This window comes from Flavobacterium terrigena, from assembly GCF_900108955.1.
Classification (GTDB): Bacteria; Bacteroidota; Bacteroidia; order Flavobacteriales; family Flavobacteriaceae; genus Flavobacterium; species Flavobacterium terrigena.
The window spans coordinates 57,599-79,049 of record NZ_FNYA01000007.1; the positions used below are offsets into that span (position 1 = coordinate 57,599).

Annotated in this window: 24 protein-coding genes; 5 read left to right on the forward strand and 19 right to left on the reverse strand. The window is 30.9% G+C overall.

Features of this window, described 5'->3' with window-relative positions; all coding sequences use genetic code 11:
• Positions 1–54 precede the first annotated feature (54 nt).
• A complete protein-coding gene (locus tag BMX42_RS11715; RefSeq protein WP_091314400.1) occupies positions 55–1,332 on the forward strand; it encodes a replication-associated recombination protein A in 1,278 nt (425 codons plus the stop codon).
• On the opposite strand, the gene BMX42_RS11720 is transcribed toward BMX42_RS11715, so the two are convergent.
• From BMX42_RS11720 to radC, 8 genes are all read right to left on the reverse strand, one after another.
• Entirely contained in the window at positions 1,329–2,039 is a 711-nt protein-coding gene (locus tag BMX42_RS11720; RefSeq protein WP_143055647.1) for a hypothetical protein, read from the reverse strand. The genes BMX42_RS11715 and BMX42_RS11720 overlap by 4 nt on opposite strands.
• A complete protein-coding gene (locus BMX42_RS11725) occupies positions 2,039–2,725 on the reverse strand; it encodes a YjjG family noncanonical pyrimidine nucleotidase (RefSeq protein WP_245748288.1) in 687 nt (228 codons plus the stop codon). The genes BMX42_RS11720 and BMX42_RS11725 overlap by 1 nt, the downstream gene beginning before the upstream one ends.
• Positions 2,726–2,728: 3 nt before the next feature.
• Positions 2,729–3,214, reverse strand: coding sequence for a hypothetical protein (locus BMX42_RS11730; RefSeq protein WP_091314410.1), 486 nt, complete (start codon positions 3,212–3,214; stop codon positions 2,729–2,731).
• Positions 3,207–4,586, reverse strand: a complete 1,380-nt coding sequence (locus BMX42_RS11735) for an ABC transporter permease (protein WP_091314414.1) — start codon at positions 4,584–4,586, stop codon at positions 3,207–3,209. Before BMX42_RS11735 ends, BMX42_RS11730 begins: the two co-directional genes overlap by 8 nt.
• Positions 4,583–5,212: an ABC transporter ATP-binding protein gene (locus BMX42_RS11740; protein WP_091314418.1), complete on the reverse strand. Its 630-nt coding sequence runs from the start codon at positions 5,210–5,212 to the stop codon at positions 4,583–4,585. Before BMX42_RS11740 ends, BMX42_RS11735 begins: the two co-directional genes overlap by 4 nt.
• Positions 5,213–5,301: 89 nt before the next feature.
• Complete coding sequence (locus tag BMX42_RS11745; RefSeq protein WP_091314421.1) at positions 5,302–5,772, reverse strand: hypothetical protein; 471 nt, start codon at positions 5,770–5,772, stop codon at positions 5,302–5,304.
• A gap of 163 nt (positions 5,773–5,935) precedes the next feature.
• Positions 5,936–6,340 (reverse strand): GxxExxY protein, encoded by a 405-nt coding sequence (locus BMX42_RS11750; RefSeq protein WP_091314425.1) that lies wholly within the window; start codon positions 6,338–6,340, stop codon positions 5,936–5,938.
• Positions 6,341–6,404: 64 nt separating this feature from the next.
• Positions 6,405–7,088, reverse strand: a complete 684-nt coding sequence (radC, locus tag BMX42_RS11755; protein WP_091314852.1) for a RadC family protein — start codon at positions 7,086–7,088, stop codon at positions 6,405–6,407.
• Between the two features lie 102 nt (positions 7,089–7,190).
• Here radC and BMX42_RS11760 point away from each other — a divergent pair, with 102 nt between their 5' ends.
• Positions 7,191–7,841, forward strand: coding sequence for a DUF1287 domain-containing protein (locus BMX42_RS11760; protein ID WP_091314428.1), 651 nt, complete (start codon positions 7,191–7,193; stop codon positions 7,839–7,841).
• A 65-nt stretch (positions 7,842–7,906) separates the two neighbouring features.
• Here the strand turns inward: BMX42_RS11760 and BMX42_RS11765 are convergent, their stop codons facing one another.
• From BMX42_RS11765 to xrtF, 11 genes are all read right to left on the reverse strand, one after another.
• Entirely contained in the window at positions 7,907–9,262 is a 1,356-nt protein-coding gene (locus BMX42_RS11765; RefSeq protein ID WP_091314432.1) for a UDP-N-acetylmuramate--L-alanine ligase, read from the reverse strand.
• Between the two features lie 68 nt (positions 9,263–9,330).
• Positions 9,331–10,005 carry a tetratricopeptide repeat protein gene (locus BMX42_RS11770; RefSeq protein ID WP_091314435.1) on the reverse strand — a complete coding sequence of 225 codons (675 nt, stop codon included), beginning with the start codon at positions 10,003–10,005 and terminating at the stop codon, positions 9,331–9,333.
• A 91-nt stretch (positions 10,006–10,096) separates the two neighbouring features.
• Positions 10,097–11,242 carry an 8-amino-7-oxononanoate synthase gene (locus BMX42_RS11775; RefSeq protein ID WP_091314438.1) on the reverse strand — a complete coding sequence of 382 codons (1,146 nt, stop codon included), beginning with the start codon at positions 11,240–11,242 and terminating at the stop codon, positions 10,097–10,099.
• Positions 11,243–11,295: 53 nt separating this feature from the next.
• A complete protein-coding gene (locus BMX42_RS11780; protein ID WP_091314442.1) occupies positions 11,296–11,784 on the reverse strand; it encodes a DUF1761 domain-containing protein in 489 nt (162 codons plus the stop codon).
• A gap of 59 nt (positions 11,785–11,843) precedes the next feature.
• Entirely contained in the window at positions 11,844–12,194 is a 351-nt protein-coding gene (locus BMX42_RS11785; protein WP_091314445.1) for a heavy-metal-associated domain-containing protein, read from the reverse strand.
• A 13-nt stretch (positions 12,195–12,207) separates the two neighbouring features.
• On the reverse strand, positions 12,208–14,496 hold the full coding sequence (locus BMX42_RS11790) for a TonB-dependent receptor (RefSeq protein WP_091314449.1): 2,289 nt from the start codon (positions 14,494–14,496) through the stop codon (positions 12,208–12,210).
• A 75-nt stretch (positions 14,497–14,571) separates the two neighbouring features.
• Entirely contained in the window at positions 14,572–14,988 is a 417-nt protein-coding gene (locus BMX42_RS11795) for an HYC_CC_PP family protein (RefSeq protein WP_091314452.1), read from the reverse strand.
• A 44-nt stretch (positions 14,989–15,032) separates the two neighbouring features.
• Positions 15,033–16,388: an MBL fold metallo-hydrolase gene (locus BMX42_RS11800; protein ID WP_177169167.1), complete on the reverse strand. Its 1,356-nt coding sequence runs from the start codon at positions 16,386–16,388 to the stop codon at positions 15,033–15,035.
• Positions 16,389–16,399: 11 nt separating this feature from the next.
• Positions 16,400–17,218, reverse strand: coding sequence for an ATP cone domain-containing protein (locus BMX42_RS11805; protein ID WP_091314460.1), 819 nt, complete (start codon positions 17,216–17,218; stop codon positions 16,400–16,402).
• Positions 17,219–17,249: 31 nt separating this feature from the next.
• The gene (locus tag BMX42_RS11810; protein ID WP_091314463.1) at positions 17,250–17,690 is read right to left on the reverse strand and encodes an exosortase F system-associated membrane protein; all 441 of its coding nucleotides are present in this window, start codon (positions 17,688–17,690) and stop codon (positions 17,250–17,252) included.
• On the reverse strand, positions 17,671–18,222 hold the full coding sequence (xrtF, locus tag BMX42_RS11815) for an exosortase family protein XrtF (protein ID WP_091314467.1): 552 nt from the start codon (positions 18,220–18,222) through the stop codon (positions 17,671–17,673). The genes BMX42_RS11810 and xrtF overlap by 20 nt, the downstream gene beginning before the upstream one ends.
• A 72-nt stretch (positions 18,223–18,294) precedes the next feature.
• Here xrtF and BMX42_RS11820 point away from each other — a divergent pair, with 72 nt between their 5' ends.
• The 3 genes from BMX42_RS11820 to BMX42_RS11830 all read left to right on the forward strand — a co-directional run bounded on the left by BMX42_RS11820 (position 18,295) and on the right by BMX42_RS11830 (position 21,405).
• Positions 18,295–18,747 carry a GAF domain-containing protein gene (locus BMX42_RS11820; RefSeq protein ID WP_091314471.1) on the forward strand — a complete coding sequence of 151 codons (453 nt, stop codon included), beginning with the start codon at positions 18,295–18,297 and terminating at the stop codon, positions 18,745–18,747.
• Positions 18,748–18,839: 92 nt separating this feature from the next.
• The gene (gene rpsO / locus BMX42_RS11825) at positions 18,840–19,109 is read left to right on the forward strand and encodes a 30S ribosomal protein S15 (protein ID WP_091314476.1); all 270 of its coding nucleotides are present in this window, start codon (positions 18,840–18,842) and stop codon (positions 19,107–19,109) included.
• 145 nt (positions 19,110–19,254) lie between these two features.
• Positions 19,255–21,405, forward strand: coding sequence for a polyribonucleotide nucleotidyltransferase (locus tag BMX42_RS11830; RefSeq protein WP_091314481.1), 2,151 nt, complete (start codon positions 19,255–19,257; stop codon positions 21,403–21,405).
• Positions 21,406–21,451: the final 46 nt, after the last annotated feature.

The following is a 21,451-nucleotide window of genomic DNA, read 5'->3' on the forward strand; positions in this document are numbered from 1 at the left end:
ATATTAAAATTAAAAAAGATTGTTTGAAAAGATTTCATTGTTTAAATTTGCTTTATGACAACACCTTTAGCAGAAAGAATTCGCCCGAAAACATTATCGGAATACATTAGTCAATCACATTTGGTTGGTGAAAACGGCTCGTTAACACAACAGATTGCGAAAGGAATTATTCCAAGTTTAATTTTATGGGGACCACCTGGAACCGGTAAAACAACCTTGGCACAAATTATGGCACAAGAAAGCAAACGCCCATTTTACGAGTTGAGTGCGATTAATTCTGGTGTAAAAGACATTCGTGATGTCATAGAAAAAGCCAAACAAAGTGGCGGATTATTCACTGCTAAAAACCCGATTTTATTTATTGATGAGATTCACCGTTTTAGTAAATCGCAACAAGATTCCCTTTTAGCAGCGGTGGAAAAAGGCTGGGTAACATTAATTGGTGCTACAACCGAAAATCCGAGTTTTGAAGTCATCCCTGCACTTTTGTCAAGATGTCAGGTTTATGTTTTAAATGCGTTTACTAAAGAAGATTTAGAAAACATTTTACATAGAGCAATTGCATCTGACGATTATCTGAAAAGCAAAAAAATAGAATTAAAAGAAACCGAAGCTTTATTACGATTATCGGGTGGTGATGGAAGAAAATTACTAAATGTTTTCGAATTAGTTGTTAATGCAACTGAAAGTGATACGATTGAAATTACGAATGAAAAAGTCATGCAATTGGTTCAGAAAAACACGGTGTTGTATGACAAAACGGGTGAACAACATTATGATATTGTTTCGGCATTTATAAAATCGATTCGCGGAAGCGATCCAAATGGCGCTGTGTATTGGTTAGCTCGAATGATTGAAGGTGGTGAAGACGTAAAATTTATCGCTCGTAGGATGTTAATTTTATCTAGTGAAGATATTGGAAATGCCAATCCAACTGCGTTTATAATGGCAAATAATGCTTTTCAAGCGGTAAGTACAATTGGTTATCCAGAAAGCAGAATTATCTTAAGTCAATGTGCGATTTATTTGGCAACTTCAGCAAAAAGTAATGCCAGTTATATGGCTATTGGAAAAGCTCAACAAGTGGTAAAACAAACTGGTGATTTACCCGTTCCGATTCATTTACGAAATGCACCAACAAAATTAATGAAAGAATTGGGTTATGGAGAAGAATATAAATATTCTCACGATTTTGCGAATAATTTTGCTGAACAAGAATTTTTACCAACAGATATTTCTGAAACGACTTTTTTCGAACCCGGCGAAAATGCAAGAGAAAGAGAAATTCGTCAGTTTTTAAAAAACAGATGGAAGAATAAATACGGGTATTAGTTAAATGAAAACTCTTCAATCATATAATTATCACCTATATAATATTCAAATATTCCTTTATTTCCTGTTTTTGTAAAAACACCAGTTGCATTTTCTCTACTTGCAATAAAAATTACAGGGTTTTTGGTTTTTTGCATACTCAAAAGCACTAAGCCATTAGAATCTCTTACTTCAGTAACATGAAATCCATTAAAAACTTCTTTGAAACTGCAATTTAAATAGGTTTTGAATTCTGAAACTTTTGGTGTTTCAATAATTTCTGGAGGTGTTTCAATAACTACTTCTTTCTTTTGAATTAGAGAAGCTTTATATTTTTTTATTTCCGGACTTAACAACTTTACACATTCCATAAAACCTGTTTGAATATCTTTTTCTCGACTTTTAACTTCAGCAGATTCAAACAATAAATTATTCTGACAATCTTTAATTTGAAGCTTTATTTTAGTCAACAACAAATTACTATTATCAACCAAAATACCAGTTAAAGCATTACATCTATTTTGTGCAATTTCCATTGGTAAAATCTCATCATCAAAATAAACTTGGTAATTATTTGAAGTCAAAATAGCTTTCAACATATTATTGATATTATAAGAATTCTTCTCATTCTGAAAATCGTACTTACTAGAAATAAGAATAATTTGCTTTTTTTGAGCAAACGATACAATCGAAAATAAAGCAATTAGCAAAAATGAGATTTTCTTCATTATAATATATTTTTTAACTGAGTTAATTTTTGAATTTGAATGATTTCTTCATGGGAAACATGTTCATTTGCTGGATTAAAATAAACAGCTTTCATACCGAAATTGATAGCACCTAAAACATCTGCTTCGATACTATCACCAATCATAATACTTTGATTTTTTGAAGCATTAGCTAACGATAAAGCATATTGAAAAATATTTTCATGTGGTTTTTTATGACCCGCTAATTCCGAATTGGTAATAGTAATAAAATATTTATCCAAATTACTTTTTTGCAATTTCACTTCTTGTACAAATGAAAATCCGTTAGTAATAATATGCAATTTATAGTTGTCTTTTAAATATTCTAACGTTTCAATTGTACCATCAATCAAATGATTATTGGTAGTTAAATAAGCAATAAATAAATTGGAAATGGTATTAATTTGCTCTAAAGATATTGGATAATCAATTGCTTCAAAAGCATCTTTTAATCGGTTGACACGAAGTGATTCTTGATCAATCTCATTTCTTTCATACAACTTCCAATATGCTACATTTATAGGATTGTAAGTGGTAATAAATTCCTGAGAATCAATTTCAAAATCCAATTCTTCAAATATTTTTTCAAAAGCTAGTGCCGCATTTTTTTCAAAATCCCAAAGCGTGTGATCTAAATCGAAAAATATGTGTTTGATTTCGTTCAAGATTTATCTCCCTTTAACAATTTCGGCATTATCACAATTGTAAATCCAATCTTCTACATCGTCTTCATTTGGACGAAAAGTTCCTTTAATCGTAAGATAAGTATCTGTTTTCAGTTTCGGAGTTGCTCCTTTAAACTTAATTCCCATAATGGTTTCTGGACCCGATTTTCCACAGAAAAAACAAGATGCAAATACATTTTTACTCAACGCATAATTTTTATTATCAATTGGCACAATAAAACCGCTCATTACGATAGTTTTCTTTGCTAATTTTTTCAATTTCGTATTTATAATTGGAAAATCTACTTCGCCATACGACGCGTGTTTTTTCTTCATATATTTAATTTCACCTAACATCTTCCAAGTTAATGTATCGGCTGCAACAAACTTCTTTGAAGAATTATAAGTTACTGCTTCCTTTTGATTTTGAAAACCGAACAAGAAAACGCCTATAAATAAGGCCATCATTATTTTTACTGAATTACGCATTTGCTAATGTTTTTGATATGTTTAATGTATATGCTTTTATGGCAGGAATAAGTGCTGCAATTAATCCGACTAACAATGTTAAACCGAACAAAACGCCTTCTTTTTCCCAAATTATTTCCATCGGATTAAATCCTAATTTAAAATCTGATTCTGATGCTTGAGACAACAAAACTATTCCTACTCTACCCAAAATTGTGCCAAATAAATAACCAACTAAACAAAGTAAAATACTTTCATATAAAACTACCATAAGTAATTGACGTCTTTTGGCTCCGTTTACACGCATTAAAGCAAACTCTGCTTTTCTTTCTTTTAAGGTGTTGAATAAAGCAATGAAAATTGAAATTCCCGAAATTAACATGATTCCGAAAGCTAAATATTTCAAGGCGTTAATTCCAACTCCAAACATATCGAATACTCTGTTCATTTGATACGTTGGTAAAGCCGCTTGCATTTTAGTGTTTTGGGCAATTAATGTTGGCCACATAAACACACCCATTTTATTTTTAAATTCGATTAAAACCGAAGTAATTTCCATATTTGGTTCGTCAATTGTCATATCAGTTTCGTGTTCGTCGTGAACATGACCTTCCTCGCCATGAGCTGGGTTTTCTGCAGTTGCTTCATGTTCGTCATGAACATGTCCGGGTTCACCATGTGCAGGATTTTCAGCTACAGCTTCATCTTCATGATGCACGTGACCTTCTTCTCCGTGAGCAGGATTTTCTGAAACTTCTTCATGTCCTTCTTCATGACTTTCTACGTGATGCATTTGCCAAACTGTTGGAATGTTTGATAAAATTAAATTATCAATTACTTTTCCTGTTTTTGACGCAATTCCAACTACCACATATTCACCGTGTTCATGAACTTCTCCTTCTGCCGCACTTCCGTGAGTTCCCTTGAACCTATCACCTATATTCAAATTCAATTTTTCTGCTACATCTGCGCCAACTACGACTTCGAAATTATGTTCAAACACATTACCTTCAGCCATTGTTGCTTGATATTTTTCTATATAATCTGGTGTTGTCCCTACAATTTTAAAACCTACATAATTATCACCATACGCTAACGGAATCGCTTTTTTAACATACGGATGTTTCATCCAAACTTTTACAGAATCGTAGCTAATATTTCCAGTTGGATCATCTACTTGATAAACAGAAGATAAAACCAATTGCAAAGGACTTCCTTGTGCTCCCAAAACCAAATCTACACCATCTAAATTGCTTTGGTATTTTTCTTCGAATTGTTTTTCAACTAAAATTAAAACTGTTATAATCGCCACTGAAGCCGTTAATAACAAGATGCTTAAAATAGTATTTAATGGCTTAAACCAAATATTTTTCCATGCTAACTTTCCGATCATACCATTGTAATTTGATTGGTGAATTTTTCTTTAATACGACTGTCGTGTGTGACAATAATTAAAGCTGTTTTGTATTCTTTAGATAAGGTTTCTAAAAGTTCAATAACGTTATCTGCATTTTTATCATCTAAACTTGATGTTGGTTCATCAGCTAATAAAACTTTTGGTTCGTTAATTAATGCACGAGCAATAGAAACACGTTGTTGTTGTCCAACACTCAACTGATTTGGCAATTTATGAGCTTGTTCGGAAATGTCTAATTTGTGTAATAATTCCTTAGCTCGTTTAGTGTGCTTTTTTCCAGATGCTAACCAACTTGCCATTTCTAAATTTTCCAAAACAGAAAGCGAAGCAATAAAATGTGATTTCTGAAAAACTACACCAATATTTTTTCCTCTAAACTTATCGGCTTTGCTTCCTTTTAGATGGGTAATTTCTTTATTATCAATCATAATTTCACCAGAATTGGGTTGCAATAATCCGGCTAAAATATGTAAGTAAGTCGTTTTTCCTTTACCAGAATTTCCTGTAACCAAAATCGTATTTCCAGCCTGACAAAATAAATCGGGCATTATGAAAGTCTGATCTTTGTTATAAGAAAACGTAATGTTTTTTGTGCTTATCATTTCTCTTTATATTATGTTGCAAGATAACAATATTGCCTAAGATTGAAAATCTATTAACAAAATTTTTAATTTTCTGAAATTAAGCGAATTTAGAATTCATAATCTTCTACTTGCAAACCTTTTTCTTCGTCATGATAAATCGCTAACGAACCATCAATAAAATCGAAATGAATAAAATTTTCGTTTCTATTTTCGTAATCAACTACTGTATTTACTGATAATAAAGGCGTTTTTATTTTCTCTTTCCAAATCGTAGCTTCACTAACATTAATTCTTTTTAGAGAAAGTACATCTTGAAACTTAGCAGCCAAAGCTTTTTGTTCTTCTTCAAAATTATAGTTTGCAGAAATGGTATAACCGTTATCTTCTTCATTAATTTTAAAAAAATAAGTGGCCGTTTTATCAAAAACAATTTCGATAGTATCTACAAAAACAAATTTCTCTTCTGGATTTACTAAATTGATCCAAAAATGATAAAATATTGCCGTTATGTTTTGATGTTTTTTTATTTGTGAAACCAATTCTAAATCTTGATTGGTAAATTGATATAATTCGTTCATTTTATTAATCTCTAAAATATATTTGCAAAAGTAGGTTTTCTATTTTTCTTTTTTAAACACATAGGCACATAGTTTCTTTTTTATTTATATTCTGAATAAGAAAATATAGAATTTGTTTCACAAATTAAAACACATAGCAATTGATTTGTTTATTTTTCTTCTTTTATTTTAACTTACTATAAATTTCATTAACAAAAGTTTTTTGACCATCTCTAAATATATTATTTGAATTGAAGTTAATTAAAATTCCTTTTGGCACTTTTAACAAATTCATATAAGTTAAAACTTGAGATTCAAAAACTGGATGCACTTCAACTACAGATTTCAATTCTACAACAATACAATTTTCAACCAATAAATCACATCTAAAATTTGAACTCAACTTTTTATCTCTATAAATTATTGGAATACTTTTTTTGGTTTCAAAATTCAGTTTTCTATACTTTAATTCTTCTTTTAAACATTCATGATAAACGGATTCTAATAAACCTTTCCTTAAAAATTTATGCACTTCAATTGCTGCCCCAATAATATCAAAGCTCAATTCTTCTATATATTCTTTATTCATTTTTCTTTTCTATGTTAACTTTTAAAATTCCAGAACTAATCAAACCTATGTGCCTATGTGTTTTTCAAAAAATCCCGGCATCTCTAAAACTTAAATATCCAAATTCAGTAATAATTATATGATCTTGTACAACAACATCTAAAGTTTGTCCGGCTTGTTTTATTCTTTTGGTAAGAAACAAATCGGATTCACTGGCTTGTAATTTTCCAGAAGGATGATTGTGACATAAAATTATAGAAGTTGCATGATATTCGAAAGCAGTTTTAAAAACCATCCTGTTATCTACAATTGTTCCCGTAATTCCGCCTTTGCTGATTTGCGATTTATGAATCACTTTATTCGAATTATTTAAATACAACACCCAAAATTCTTCGTGTGGTAATTCACCAATAATGGGCTGCATAATTTCGAACGTTTTTTTGCTTGAAGTAATGTGAGGTAATTCGGTAGCGTCTTCTAATCTTCTTCTTCGACCTAATTCTAAAGCAGCAACGATTGTGATGGCTTTTGCTTCGCCAATTCCTTTAAATTGCGTCAATTGATTGATAGAAAGTTTACTGAGTTGATTGAGATTATTATTGGAAGCTGCTAAAATGCGCTGACACAATTGCACAGCACTTTCGTTTCTGGAGCCAGAGCCGATTAATATTGCTAATAATTCGGAATCGGATAAGGTAGATTTACCTTTAAGTTGTAGTTTTTCACGTGGACGATCATCTTCAGCCCACTGATTAATTGGCGTATACATAAAATTTATTTTGGCGTTTATAAAAACCAAATCTAAAATTATTTTTAAATCTTTCAAAATAAAATGGTTAGAAATACGTTTCATTATTAAAATCACATCGCTATGAATTACATTTTAATTTTCGTCTTTTTATTGAGTTTTACTTCTTGCAAAAAACAAGAAAAGCTTTCAGATAACAACATTTTAATTTCTAAAAATCAAGAAATTGCTCCAATTGAAAACCCAACTTCTTTCGCAGAAAAACTATCAAATGCGGCTATTTCAATTATTGATGCAACTGTGGTTTATACTCCAGATTATGTAAAATTAAAATATCCGAATGGCGATGTGCCTGCAAAAACTGGTGTTTGCACAGATGTGATTATTCGTGCGTATAGAAAACTGAATATCGATTTACAGAAAGAAGTTCACGAAGATATGGTGGCAAATTTCACCAAATATCCGAATTTAGAAAAATGGGGTTTGAAAACAACCGACAAAAATATTGATCACAGAAGAGTACCGAATTTGGAAGTTTTCTTTGGTAGAAAAGGAAAACCATTACCAATTTCTCAAAACGCAAGTGATTACAAAACAGGAGAAATTGTAACTTGGATGATTAATGATAAATTACCACATATTGGAATTGTCACACATTTAAAATCGGAAGATGGTAAACGCAATTTAATTGTCCACAATGTTGGTGGCGGACAAGTTTTAGAAGATTGCTTGTTTAGTTATACGATTGTTGGCCATTTTAGTTATGAGAAATAAAAAACAAACCCTCCAAGAGTTCAAAACTCTTGGAGGGTTTAAAATATTAGCAAATTGACTAATCGTTAATTGACTAATTTTTTCACATCATCAAAATTCAATCCGCCATAATTTCCTGAACTCATTAAAAGTAAAGCAGAATTATTAAAATCTTGAGCAAATAAATAATCCTTAAATTCTGTTGAATTTGTATAAATGATTAAATCTTTTCTATTAAATGATTGTGCAATTTGTTCGTAAGAAACTTCATCTAATTGTTTAATTTTTACCGCGTCTGGCGAATAAAATACTACTGCAACATCGGCTGCGTCTAAAGCACCTTCGTATTCTTTTAAGAATTCTGCATTTAAACTACTATACGTGTGCAATTCTAAACAAGCAATTAATTTTCTATCTGGATATTGCGATTTCACAGCTTTTGTAGTCGCAGAAACTTTACTTGGCGAATGTGCAAAATCTTTATAAGCTACTTTATTATTTCCTTCAGCAATTTTTTCTAAACGTTTGCTTGCACCTTTGAAACTCGCAATTGCTTCGTAAAAATCAACTTCATCTACGCCCATACATTGGCAAATCCATTTCGCTCCAGCTAAATTATTTAAATTATGAGCTCCAAAAACCTCAATTGGCATTGGTCCTTCTGGTGTGTCTAATAAAGTTGTTCCGTTTTCTACCGAATAACTTGGTGTTTGATACGCAATTTTACGAATTGGATTCGTAGTTTCTTCAGCAACTTGTTTTACAGTTGGGTCTTCTTCATTATAAATTAAAACTCCACCATTTGTAATTTGTGAAGTGAAAATACTAAATTGTTCTACATAGTTTTCAAACGTTGGAAACACGTTAATATGATCCCAAGCAATTCCTGAAAGTAAAGCAATATTTGGTTGATACAAATGGAATTTTGGTCGTCTATCCATCGGAGATGATAAATATTCGTCACCTTCTAAAACAATAAAATCGTTCGTTTCTGTTAAGTGAACCATCGTATCGAAACCTTCTAATTGTGCGCCAACCATATAATCCACTTCAATATTATGATAATGCATTACGTGTAAAATCATAGAAGTAATTGTTGTTTTTCCGTGCGAACCACCAATAACTACTCGCGTTTTATTTTTAGATTGTTCGTATAAAAATTCTGGATACGAATAAATTTTCAAACCTAATTCCTGAGCTTTCAATAATTCTGGATTATCCGCTTTGGCGTGCATTCCTAAAATAATTGCTTCAATATCTGACGTGATTTTTTCTGGAAACCAACCCATTTCAACAGGCAATAATCCTTTTTTTTCTAATCGAGATTTTGAAGGTTCAAAAATAGCATCATCGCTACCTGTAACTTGATATCCTTTATTGTGTAAGGCTAATGCTAAATTGTGCATGGCTGCTCCGCCAATGGCTATGAAATGTGTTCTCATTGTATGTTGAATTGTTAGGTTGTTAAGTTGTTTTTTCGAAAAACGAATCAACAATTAAACCTTAATATTTACTTTTTAATACTTAATGCTTTTGTTTTGTCTTTTAGTTTATTCAAATATAAATCGTAAAGCTTAGCATACGTTGTTGCCGATTTCCCAATTTGATGCGCTTTTAGTAAATTCACTTCAGCGGCTTTATATCTTTTGTAATATATGTCAATATATCCTTTGGCTAAATAACCGTCAACTTTTGAAATAGCTAAAAGTTCATCGGCGTATTTAGTTCCTTTTTTTTCACTTCCTCCAACAATTCCAGGCAATTCAATATAAAAAATCACTAACGCCCAACGAGTTTCAATGTGTTTTTTATCTAAAGTTGCAGCTGTAAGAAAAGCAGTCTCAATATCGTCAATCATACCAAAAGCAGTAAATTTATTGACTGATTTTGCTTTCATTCCCAGAGCAGCTCCATATTTAAACCAATAATTAGCGCTATTTGGATTTTGGTTTTTTAACATCTTATAATGGTCAATTGCAACATTCCATTTTTTAGAATTCCCAGCAATATCACCTAAATATTCAATTGTTTTTTGATGATTAGGAACAGATTTCAAATAACTTTCAAATAAACCTTTCGCTTCCATATATTTTTTTTCTTTAAATAGCTTTTCAGCTTTCTCAAACAAAGTCTGAGAAAACAAGCATTGGGAAAATAATATAAAAAGAAAAGTGATTTTTTTCATGAGTTTAAAATGTTCCCAAAAATAAGAAAAACAATTAGTTTATTTCAATAAAAAAATCCGTTCTAAATATCAGAACGGATTTTTTTTATATTTATTTAAAAGGATGGCGTTGTTGCCAAACGGCTTCTGGTTCTAAGTTTTTGAAAATTTTACCTAAAAACTTATTGACTACTTTATTTCTGTGGTAAATAAAACCCGACATCATTACAGGCGTCGCTCCTATTGAACTTTTAATTTCTAAAGCCGTTCTTCCGAAAATGATTTTCTTAAATTGATGTGTAATTCCGAATTCGGTCATATTATACAACATATTCAAATACAACATTTTTTCTTTTTGAACATGGTCGTCATAACCTAAAAAATAAGTTTCTAAAACGGTATCATTCAATAAAACAGAATGAAATCCAATTAGTTTATCTTCTAAAAAGTAACCGAAAATTTTAAAACCATTTCCACATTCTTTTTTAAACGTAGAGAAATGATTTTCGGCTAAGAAAAAAGTATTGAAAGGTGCGTTTTTAGCCACGTGATGATACAATTCATTTATTCTTTTTTCATGAAAAACAACTTCTTCAACTTCTAATTCTTTTACTAAAATGCCATCAAATTTTTTGTGAGATCTTTTGTATTGATCTCTGTATTTTTTCGAAAATGAATTATAATAATCTTCAACAGAAAGCCAAGTAGAAGTCAATTCAAAAATCATATTCGGTTGTGTATTGAATTCGTACACATCGGCAAAAGCGTGATTTTTAAATTCGATAGCGCAATCCTGATAAAAATCTTTAAAGGAAACCAAATGAATTTTTATTCCTTTTTGTTTGAAATACGCTACTAATTCCTGAGAACATTGCATCAAAACGGTACTCACTTCTTGAAAATTAATTTCTTTATTGAAAGTGAAACTATTTTGGCCCGTAATCATATTGTTTCCTAGAAACAACGTATGAGAAGCAAAGTTTCTGAAAATAAAATTTCGAATATAGGTTTTAAAACAATTGTCTCTTTCTCCAAAAGATTCTAGCTTATTTAAATCTAAATATTGAGCCAATGACACACCAATTAATTCGGAATTTTCATAAAAACCAATATAAAAGCATTGCATATTAGTTGGAGCAGAAAGTTCCAAAACCTTTAAATACGGAAGTTGTAGAAAATGGTTGGCAGATGCTACTGCGTTCCAATTTTCTGGCAAGTCATTAATCGTATCGAATATTTTTATAGTAATTTTTTCCAAGGCATAAAAAAGTCCTACAAATGTAGGACTTCTATTTTATAATAAAATGTTAATTATTTCCATCCACAAATAATTGCACCCATGATTGTTAATGTTACCATCCAAAATCCGCTTGTAACTAGAATATACTTCCAAGATTTTTGCTCAAACAAACTATTGATGGCTGTGATTGGCATAACAAATAATAATCCAGTGATAAATCCGTGAAGTGCTCCATGTTGAAAACTTCTAAATGCATCCCCGTATTCAGTCATAAAAGCAAAATAAGATGATGCAGGATCAATTTTTGATGGATCGCCACCAATCATTCCCATAGCCCCGAATTGATGAATCACCATTCCTGACAACATGAATGAAATTAAAAATGAATAAACAATAGTCAATCCGAAGATTTTAATCATATTTCCTTGTTGGGCTTTTTCCTCGGTCATTCCGGTTTCGTTCATCCAAATGGTTCCAAAAACTTTCGGATTATACCAAATAAAACCTACAACTAATGATACTAATGTTGCTGCTAAAATTGCGTAAAAGTTAAAATCCATAATAAATAATTTAATTGTTAGTTAAACCAAATATAATAAATTATTTTAAATTACATCAATTAGTGTCCTTCTTGGGTTCTGTATTTACAACATCCGTGAACTTTATCATATTCAGCATCAGTTGCTTTTACGTCTTGCGTATCATGACCTGCTTTTGCAATTGCTTTTTCCACATCTAAAATTGTACATTTGGTTTCATCAATAATTAAATGTAAATCTTGATGATCTGCATGCCATTCTGCACTTTTAACTCCTTTTACAGAATAGGCAGCTTTTTCAATACGTTTTTCGCACATATCACAAACTCCAGAAACGGCAACTTCAACTTTTTTGTTTTTATTCGGTTTGTCTTGTGCGTTTGCATTCATTCCTAAAACGGCGAACAATGCTACTAATACTAATTTTCTCATGCTTTATATTTTTTTAATTATGATTAAGATTTTCTCCTTCTTTATGTTCGTGATTTTCCACTACTTCTTTTTTTGCTTTGATTTTAAAACGTAATCCAGCATAAAACATATTACCAAAAACTGGACCATTAATCATTGTACTATCAAAATATGGACTGTTTGGATTTTCAGATGCAATAATAGCATTTTTCTGTTTAAAGTTTCCTAAGTTTTCTGCACCAACATACATTTCAAAAGTACTTGAAAAAGTTCTAGTAACCTGCGCGTTAATCAATTGATAATTTGGCGAATATGCAGGTAATTGATATTGAGCTGGATTTGCTAACGTACTTGGTAAACGTTGTTCGCCAATCCAGTTGAAAGTGGCATCAAATTTCCATTGTTGCCCTTTATCTAAGATGTGTGTTTCGTAAGCAATATTTGCAAAAAATCTGTTTTTAGCTTGTAAAGGTTTGTCTAATAATCCTGATGCGTAATCGGTTTTAACATTCAAATATTTATAAGCTGTTCTTAAATTCAAATGTTTCATTAAAGTAATATTCCATTCAATTTGGAATGATTCAGCATAACTTTTTCCTTTTAAATTAGAGAAAGTTACTTGTCTCGGGTTTTCCAAATCAACTACAATTTGGTTACTGAAATCTGTTTTATAATAATCCACAACAATTTCATTTTCTTTTCCAAAAAGGAAAAATTTCTGAATTAAACTTGTTCCGTAATTCCAAGCAATTTCTGGATTTAAACCATACAATTTACCGTTTTCATCATTAACAATAACATCTCTAGAACTTGCCAAAACATTGATGTTTTCTACAAAAATATTAGAAGCTCTTTTTCCTCTTCCAGCAGAAAGACGCAAAGTTGTGTTTTTAAACGGATTGTATTTTACGTGAGCTCTTGGCGTGAAAAACAAACCTAATCTATTATGTTTGTCTGCTCTAGCTCCTAAAACGAAGCTGAAATTATTCAAATTATCATAAGAGTATTCAAAAAACGAGCCTATTGAAGTGTCAATTCTGTCGTAATTTCTATTGAAATTAACTTGTAAGTTTTCTTGAAAACCATCGTAATTAAAATTAATTCCTGTAATAAATTTGTGTTTTGTATTGTTGATTATAGAATTGAACATCAAATTTGAAAAGTAACTTTTATGATTAATTTGATGATTGCTAGTTCCAAATTGCGAATTCATTTTATTGTACTGAAAAGCTTGTTGAAGTCCAATACTTTGAAAAGGCATATCTGGAAAAAGGTATCCAATTTTATGTGACAATTCTACTTTATCTGTATTGACATTACTTATCCAAGACAACGGATTTGAAACATCTTGATTTAAAGTTCCACCCGTTTTTTCATCTTTAAAATATTTAATGTTTAAGAATGAAACAATTCCTTTTTCCGTATTATTATATTGCCAACGGTTTAAAATATTGACTTGTTTTCCTAACGGATTGTCTAAAAATCCATCATTATTCATATCGTTTTTAATTGTTCTGGTATTCCCATGCAACAAAACTAAAGAACTTAGTTTATCAGAATATTTATTAGCGAAATGCGTATTCATCTCATATCTTCCATCATTTGAAGCATAAACATTGGCAAAAAACGGATCTTCTTTTTGAGGTTTTAATAACTCATAATTAATTTGCCCTGAAATACTTTCGTATCCGTTAGTGACACTTCCAGCACCTTTTGTAATTTGTATACTTTCTGCCCAAGTTCCTGGAATAAAATTTAAACCAGTCGCTTGTAAAGCACCACGAATAGCTGGAATATTTTCTTCACTCATTAAAATATACGGACTTGTTAATCCAAGCATTTTAATTTGTTTGTTTCCTGTAACGGCATCTGAAAAATTAACATCAATTGACGGATTGGTTTCAAAACTTTCAGATAAATTACAACAAGCAGCCTTTTGTAATTCTCCTTGCGATAAATTTTGAGTATTGGTAACTGCCTTTTGCTTTCTACCTAAAGTCTTTTGATTTTTAACCACTTTAACTGTTTCAATATTACTTTCCACAATGGTTTTTTCTAATTGAATGGTAAAATCTGCAGCGGCACTTTGTTGAATTTCCAATTTCTGAAAACCTTCTTTTTCTAAAATAAGTGAAACGCTTCCATTTCCTTGAATTAGACTAAAAGTACCGCTTTCATCAGAAAAAAAAGTTGAATTCAATTCTGGAATAGTAATTTTCACATTCGAGATAGGATTGTTTTCCTTATCTGTTATTTTTCCTAACACACTACTTTGTGCGAAAGAAAATATTGGTAATAAAACCAATAATAGTATTCTATACATAATTATTTTAATAAAGTTTATAAATTTTAAAATCTAACTCAAAATGAGCCAAGTAAAACTAAAAAACGATAGTAATTATGCGTAAAAAATAAGTTGAGAATAGAGTTTGTAAAATGGCGGCGCATTAGAATCACAGTAGTAATCTAATATTTTTTTGTTTGCAGATAAATCATCAACTTCACTAAAGAAAGAAGGCATTTCATTTTCGAAAGTAACAGCTAAAACATTAAATTGAAATCCTTTTAGAATAGAATAATCAATTTTTTTATCCACTTTAATTTCTTCGTTAGAGCAGCAGCTTTTATCATCTGATTTATCATCAGCTACACAACAAGAATCTTCTTCAGCAGAAGTTGTTACTTTATTTTCTTGATAGACTAAAGATATAGAAGCAATTTGGTCGTGGCAATAATGCAACACCAAACTAGCACTACTATTTACTAATAAAATAAATAATGCTAAGAAAATACTTATATGTCTTTTGAAATTCATTGACGCAAATATATAAAAATATTTATCTAAAATAATGTTAACACTTAAATTTCAATTACTTGATTTAAAATAGGGATTTGACACTCATATTTATAACGCTCTACTATTTTGATTCGTAATGCATCAAGCGCCGAATTTTCACCATGAATTAAAAATATTTTTGTTGGAGGTTTTTCTAATTCGCTAATCCAGTTTAATAAATCATTTTGATCACCATGAGCAGACAATCCTTCAATTGACATAATATTTGCTTGAACTGGATAAAATTTTCCATGAAATTTAATTTCTTTTTCCCCTTCTAATAATCTTCTACCGCGTGTTCCTTCTGCTTGAAAACCAACTAAGATTACAGTATTTTCTGGTTCTGTAATATATTTTTCCAAATACGAAAGTACTCTTCCACCTGTTACCATTCCACTTGCTGCAATAACAACTTTTGGGTTTTCATCATAAATGGCAGCAATTGTATCTTGATAATCAGAAACTAAAGTAAATATATCGCACATTTCTTCGCAATCATTTGCTGTTAATTTATGCCATTTTAAATTATCTCTAAAGATATCTAAAACACTAATTCCCATTGGTGTATCAATAATATATTTGATATTTGGAATACGATCTTGTTTTCTTAATTGCCAAATTAAGTACATCATAGTTTGTACTCTTTCTACCGCGAAACTTGGAATTATCACATTTCCATTTCTTTTAATGGTATTATTAATTATGGATTCTAATTCGAACAAAACATCTTCTTGTGGATGAATTCTGTTTCCATAGGTGCTTTCCATAAAAATAAAATCTGCCTTTTTTGGTTTTACTGGCGGAAACATTAATACATCGTCATCTTGACCAAGATCCCCAGAAAAAACTAAAATTTTATCTTCTACATGTAATTCTAAAGAACAAGCACCTAAAACATGCCCTGCATAAAACAACTTAAACCAACAATTTTCATCCAATTTCACATCTAAATTTGGTTCTACTACTCTAATCATAGGTAGTACTTTTTTAGCTTCTTCTAAAGTATACAAAGGTGTTGCTGGATTGTGTTTAGAATACTTATTTTTATTTGCCATTTCAGCTTCTTCTTCTTGTATTTTCGCACTATCTTGTAAAATCAAACGCGTAATTTCTTTAGTTGGATGCGAACAGAAAATTTTACCATTAAAACCATCGCTTACTAATTTTGGCAACCAACCACAATGATCTAAATGTCCATGTGTAAGAATTACAAAATCAATTGTATTAGGGAGAACTGCTAAAGGTTCTCTATTTAACTCGCGTAAAGCTTTTAAACCTTGAAACATTCCGCAATCTACTAAAATCCTTAACTCATTTGTTTCGATTAGAAATTTAGAACCTGTAACCGTACTTGCTGCGCCTAAAAAATGAATTTTCATAACTATTGTATTTATAATTGATTGGCTTCCGTTAATACTCTTTTTATTCTTATTTTACTTAGCTCTAAATTATCGAGCCAGTTTTTTTCTGCTAATAAATCTTTAACAGTTATTATGTTTGCGACTAACAATTGCTCTTTTTCATTTAAAGTTAGCGTTGTTAGACAAGTAATTGGATAAATTTTTAATCTATCAATAATCTCTCTCAAACCGTTATGTGGAGGATAATCCCAACTTAGCATTTTTAAATTGGAACATTTTGCAAAAGTTAAAGCGTCTTCTGTAAATTTATTATTGGTAACGATTAAACAAAAATCAATAGTTCTGAATTGTCCAAAGAGGTTATATTTTCTGCCCTTCAAATCATTGAATCGAGACAAAATATACATTGGGACTTTCACATCCGTTTTAGCTTCAGTTCCCGAATGAAATTTACATTCAATCATAGTCACTAAATCATCTTTAAAAAGCAACACATCCACTTCATGCGACACACATTTCCCATCAAAAGTTAAATTAATTTGGGTTGTATAGTCTAAAAGTTCATGAATTTTAGAAATATATTTTTCGAAATAAAAACCAGCTGGACCAAGTTCAATCATACTCGATTTAAGATTATACCTTGCCGCATTCGCATTGGAATAATTTTTTAAATATTGAAAAGCGAGTTTGTATATTTTTTTAGAGGAAATTCCGTCATACAATTGAGGCTCTATCTTTTGGAGAATTTCAGATACCTTATAATCCTCAGCTCCTGACTTCTTTAAAGAACGAATTAATTTTTCTTGCTGATAATCAACTTGTTCTCCTGAAAACTTTGTAACTTTCATTTCATAAAACTTTATATAAAGCTACGAAATTTTATTGAACTTTTTTCTGATAATAAAAAGCTGGAACAAACAAAATCAAAAACAAGGGCTGAATTAGAAATCTTCGGATATAAAAAATAAATAAATAGTCGGGATGTGTTGAAAAATTTAAAGACAGAAACAAAGCTGCCATTAAAACAACAAAAAATCCCAGTAATAAAAATGAAGTTAATTTTACGATTGAAATTTCTTTAAATAGTAAATAAATAATGGAAACAGTAATAACACTATTGATTAAATATCTGAAAAACAACCCTATAAATAATTTAAAACCATCAAATTCTGGCAAAGGTTTATTTTGAATTTCTCCGTGAAAAAATTCTAAAAATGGGTCGTAAAATAATTTACTTTCAAACGCTCTTACCAATATTAATGCAATAACTAATACACCAACTGCAACTAAATTTTTCTTGTTACTTATCACGTTTTGCATACGTTGAAAATTTAATTACCCAAACAATCCACAGAGCGAAAACAACTCCATAAATCATCACTGGAAAAACAATATTATGTAAAAACTCTTTGTATTCTGGATATTTATACAATCCGACTGTGAGTAATGCAATTCTGAAAATATTTAATTGAAAAACTAAAGCCGAACCAAACAAAATAAACAAAAAAGTGTTTTTAAACTTCGCAGAAAAAGCAAACACAAAAGATGCGAATAAAATTATCACACTAATCGCATTACAACCTTCAATTATTCTAGCTAAATATTTATCGTAATATAAAACTTTATAAGACGCTTCTAATTCGTGTTTTTTGATGACACAATCTTTACCAAAAAAAACCAATGTATTTTTTGTTTTATTTGCCACAAACTCAGTAATACCGTCTACTTCATTCTTTTCCGCATTAAACTGATTCAAATAGAATTTATAAATCAATGTAAAAACCAAATAGAATAAAATGAACTTTACTAAGAAAAGAAAAAAGGGTTTATGCTGATTTATAGTGTTTTTCAAAATGTGCGATTTTTAACAAAAATATAATTTTTACTGTCGCAATAATACATAAATTTGTAAAAAAATTAAAAAATGCAATTCGAAAACTTAAAACCTCAAGTAACAAGCATTGTAAATAGTGAGATTACTAGAGATGAAAAACTTGCAACTATTTGTCAATTATTGCAAGACAATATTTCATATTACAACTGGGTTGGTTTCTATTTTGCCAATCACGAAGCTAAAACATTACACCTTGGACCATATGTTGGTGCAGAAACAGATCACACTGTAATTCCTTTTGGAAAAGGCATTTGCGGACAAGTAGCAGAAAGTAATGCGAACTTTGTAGTTCCTGATGTTGCGGCTCAAGACAATTATATCGCTTGTAGTTTTACAGTGAAATCGGAAATTGTGGTGCCATTGTTTGTAAATGGTGTAAACATTGGACAAATTGACATTGATAGTCACGTTATTGATCCGTTTACAGAAAAAGACGAACGTTTTTTAGAGTTTGTAAATGAGCAAGTTGCAATACTTTTTTAGAATTGTTTTGGTAGAATAAAAATATATCCCTACTTTTGCACCCGTATTGAGACAATCTCAATCTACATAATAATCATTTAAATAATATTAGCATGTATTTGACTAAAGAAACAAAAGCAGAAATCTTCGCTAAACACGGAGGAAAAGCAGAAAACACAGGTTCAGCAGAAGGACAAATTGCGTTATTCACATTCAGAATTTCTCACTTAACTGAGCACTTGAAAAAAAATCGTCACGATTATAATACTGAAAGATCATTAGTACTTTTAGTAGGTAAAAGAAGAAGTCTTTTAGATTACTTAAAAAAGAAAGATATCTTAAGATACCGTGAGATTATTAAAGAATTAGGAATTAGAAAATAATATACTAAAGGGGCTTTGTGCCCCTTTTTGTTTACAAAAAAAGCACAAAAAGTTTGGTTTTTCATTGGGTTAGACACAACTACAACAACTACACAACAACAAACAACACAACTAACCCTTTGTATAACCTTTGAGAATTAAATTTATGATTCCACAATTATTTGTAGAAAAGATCGATTTAGGTGATGGCAGAAGCATCACAATCGAGACAGGTCGTTTAGCAAAACAAGCTGACGGTTCTGTAGTAGTTAGAATGGGTGATACGATGATCCTTGCAACAGCTGTAGCATCTCGTAACATCAATCCAAGTGTAGATTTTTTACCTTTAACGGTAGATTATCGCGAAAAATTTGCAGCCGCTGGTCGTTTTCCAGGAGGTTTCTTTAAAAGAGAAGCTCGTCCTAGTGATAGCGAAGTATTAACAATGAGATTAGTTGACCGTGTTTTACGTCCACTTTTCCCAGATGATTACCACGCGGAAGTACAAGTTATGATTCAGTTAATGTCTCACGACGAAGAAGTTATGCCTGATTCATTAGCAGGTTTAGCCGCTTCAGCAGCATTAGCCGTTTCAGATATTCCTTTTCACAACTTAATTTCTGAAGTACGTGTTGCACGTATTGATGGAAAATTCGTTATTAACCCAAGTAGAGAAGACTTAGCAAAATCTGACATCGACATGATGATTGGAGCATCTTTGGATTCTGTAGCGATGGTTGAAGGAGAAATGAAAGAAATTTCAGAAGCAGAAATGGTAGAAGCTATCAAGTTTGCTCACGAAGCTATTAAAGTTCAAATTCAAGCGCAATTGCGTTTACAAGCTGCTTTTGGTAAAAAAGAAATTCGTACTTACGAAGGTGAGAAAGAAAATGAAGAAATTTACAAAAAAGTAAAAGCTGCTGCATACGATAAAATTTATAATATCGCTAAAGTTGGTTCAGCTAAGCATGAAAGAAGTGCTGCATTCGCTGAACTAAAAGAAGAAGTTAAAGCTTTATTTACTGAAGAAGAATTAGCTGCTGATGGAGATTTAGTTTCTAAATATTTCTACAAAACAAACAAAGAAGCTGTTCGTAATGTAGTATTAGAATTAGGTGTTCGTTTAGATGGTAGAAAAACAACTGATATCAGACCAATCTGGTGTGAAATTGATTATTTACCAAGAGTTCACGGTTCTTCATTATTTACACGTGGAGAAACTCAAGCTTTAGCTACAGTAACTTTAGGAACTTCAAGAGAAGCAAATCAAATTGATTCTCCATCTGAACAAGGTGAAGAGAAATTCTATTTACATTATAACTTCCCTCCTTTCTCAACTGGAGAAGCAAAACCTTTAAGAGGAACTTCAAGAAGAGAAGTTGGACACGGAAACTTAGCTCAAAGAGCTTTAAAAAATATGATTCCTGCTGATTGTCCTTACACAATTCGTATTGTATCTGAAGTATTAGAATCTAACGGTTCTTCTTCTATGGCTACAGTTTGTGCTGGAACAATGGCATTAATGGATGCTGGAGTTCAAATGGTAAAACCAGTTTCTGGAATTGCTATGGGATTGATTACTGACGGTGAAAAATTTGCTGTATTGTCTGATATTTTAGGTGATGAAGATCACTTAGGAGATATGGACTTTAAAGTAACTGGAACTGCTGACGGTATTACAGCTTGTCAAATGGATATTAAAATTGATGGTTTACGTTACGATATTATGGAGCAAGCTTTAGGGCAAGCACGTGATGGACGTTTACATATTTTAGGAAAATTAACTGAAACTATTGCTGCGCCAAGAGTTGATGTTAAAGCGCATTCTCCAAAAATTATCACAAGAACTATTCCTGGAAACTTTATTGGAGCATTAATTGGACCTGGTGGAAAAGTAATTCAAGAATTACAAAAAGCTACTGGAACAACTATTGTAATCAACGAGGTTGACGAACAAGGTGTAGTTGAAATTTTAGGAACTGACCCAGATGGAATTGCAGCAGTTTTAGCTAAAATTGACTCAATTATCTTCAAACCAACAATGGGTGAGGCTTATGAAGTGAAAGTAATTAAAATGTTAGATTTCGGTGCGGTTGTAGAATATACTGCTGCTCCAGGAAACGAAGTTTTATTACACGTATCTGAATTAGCTTGGGAAAGAACTGAAAATGTTACTGATGTAGTAAACATGGGTGATGTATTTATGGTAAAATACTTAGGTGTTGATCCAAAAACTAGAAAAGAAAAAGTTTCTAGAAAAGCATTAATGCCAAGACCTCCAAGAGAAGAGAAAAAAGATGATGCTCCAAAAGCATAATCTTTAAGAACTCATAAATATTTAAAAAATCCCGATAATGTTAAAG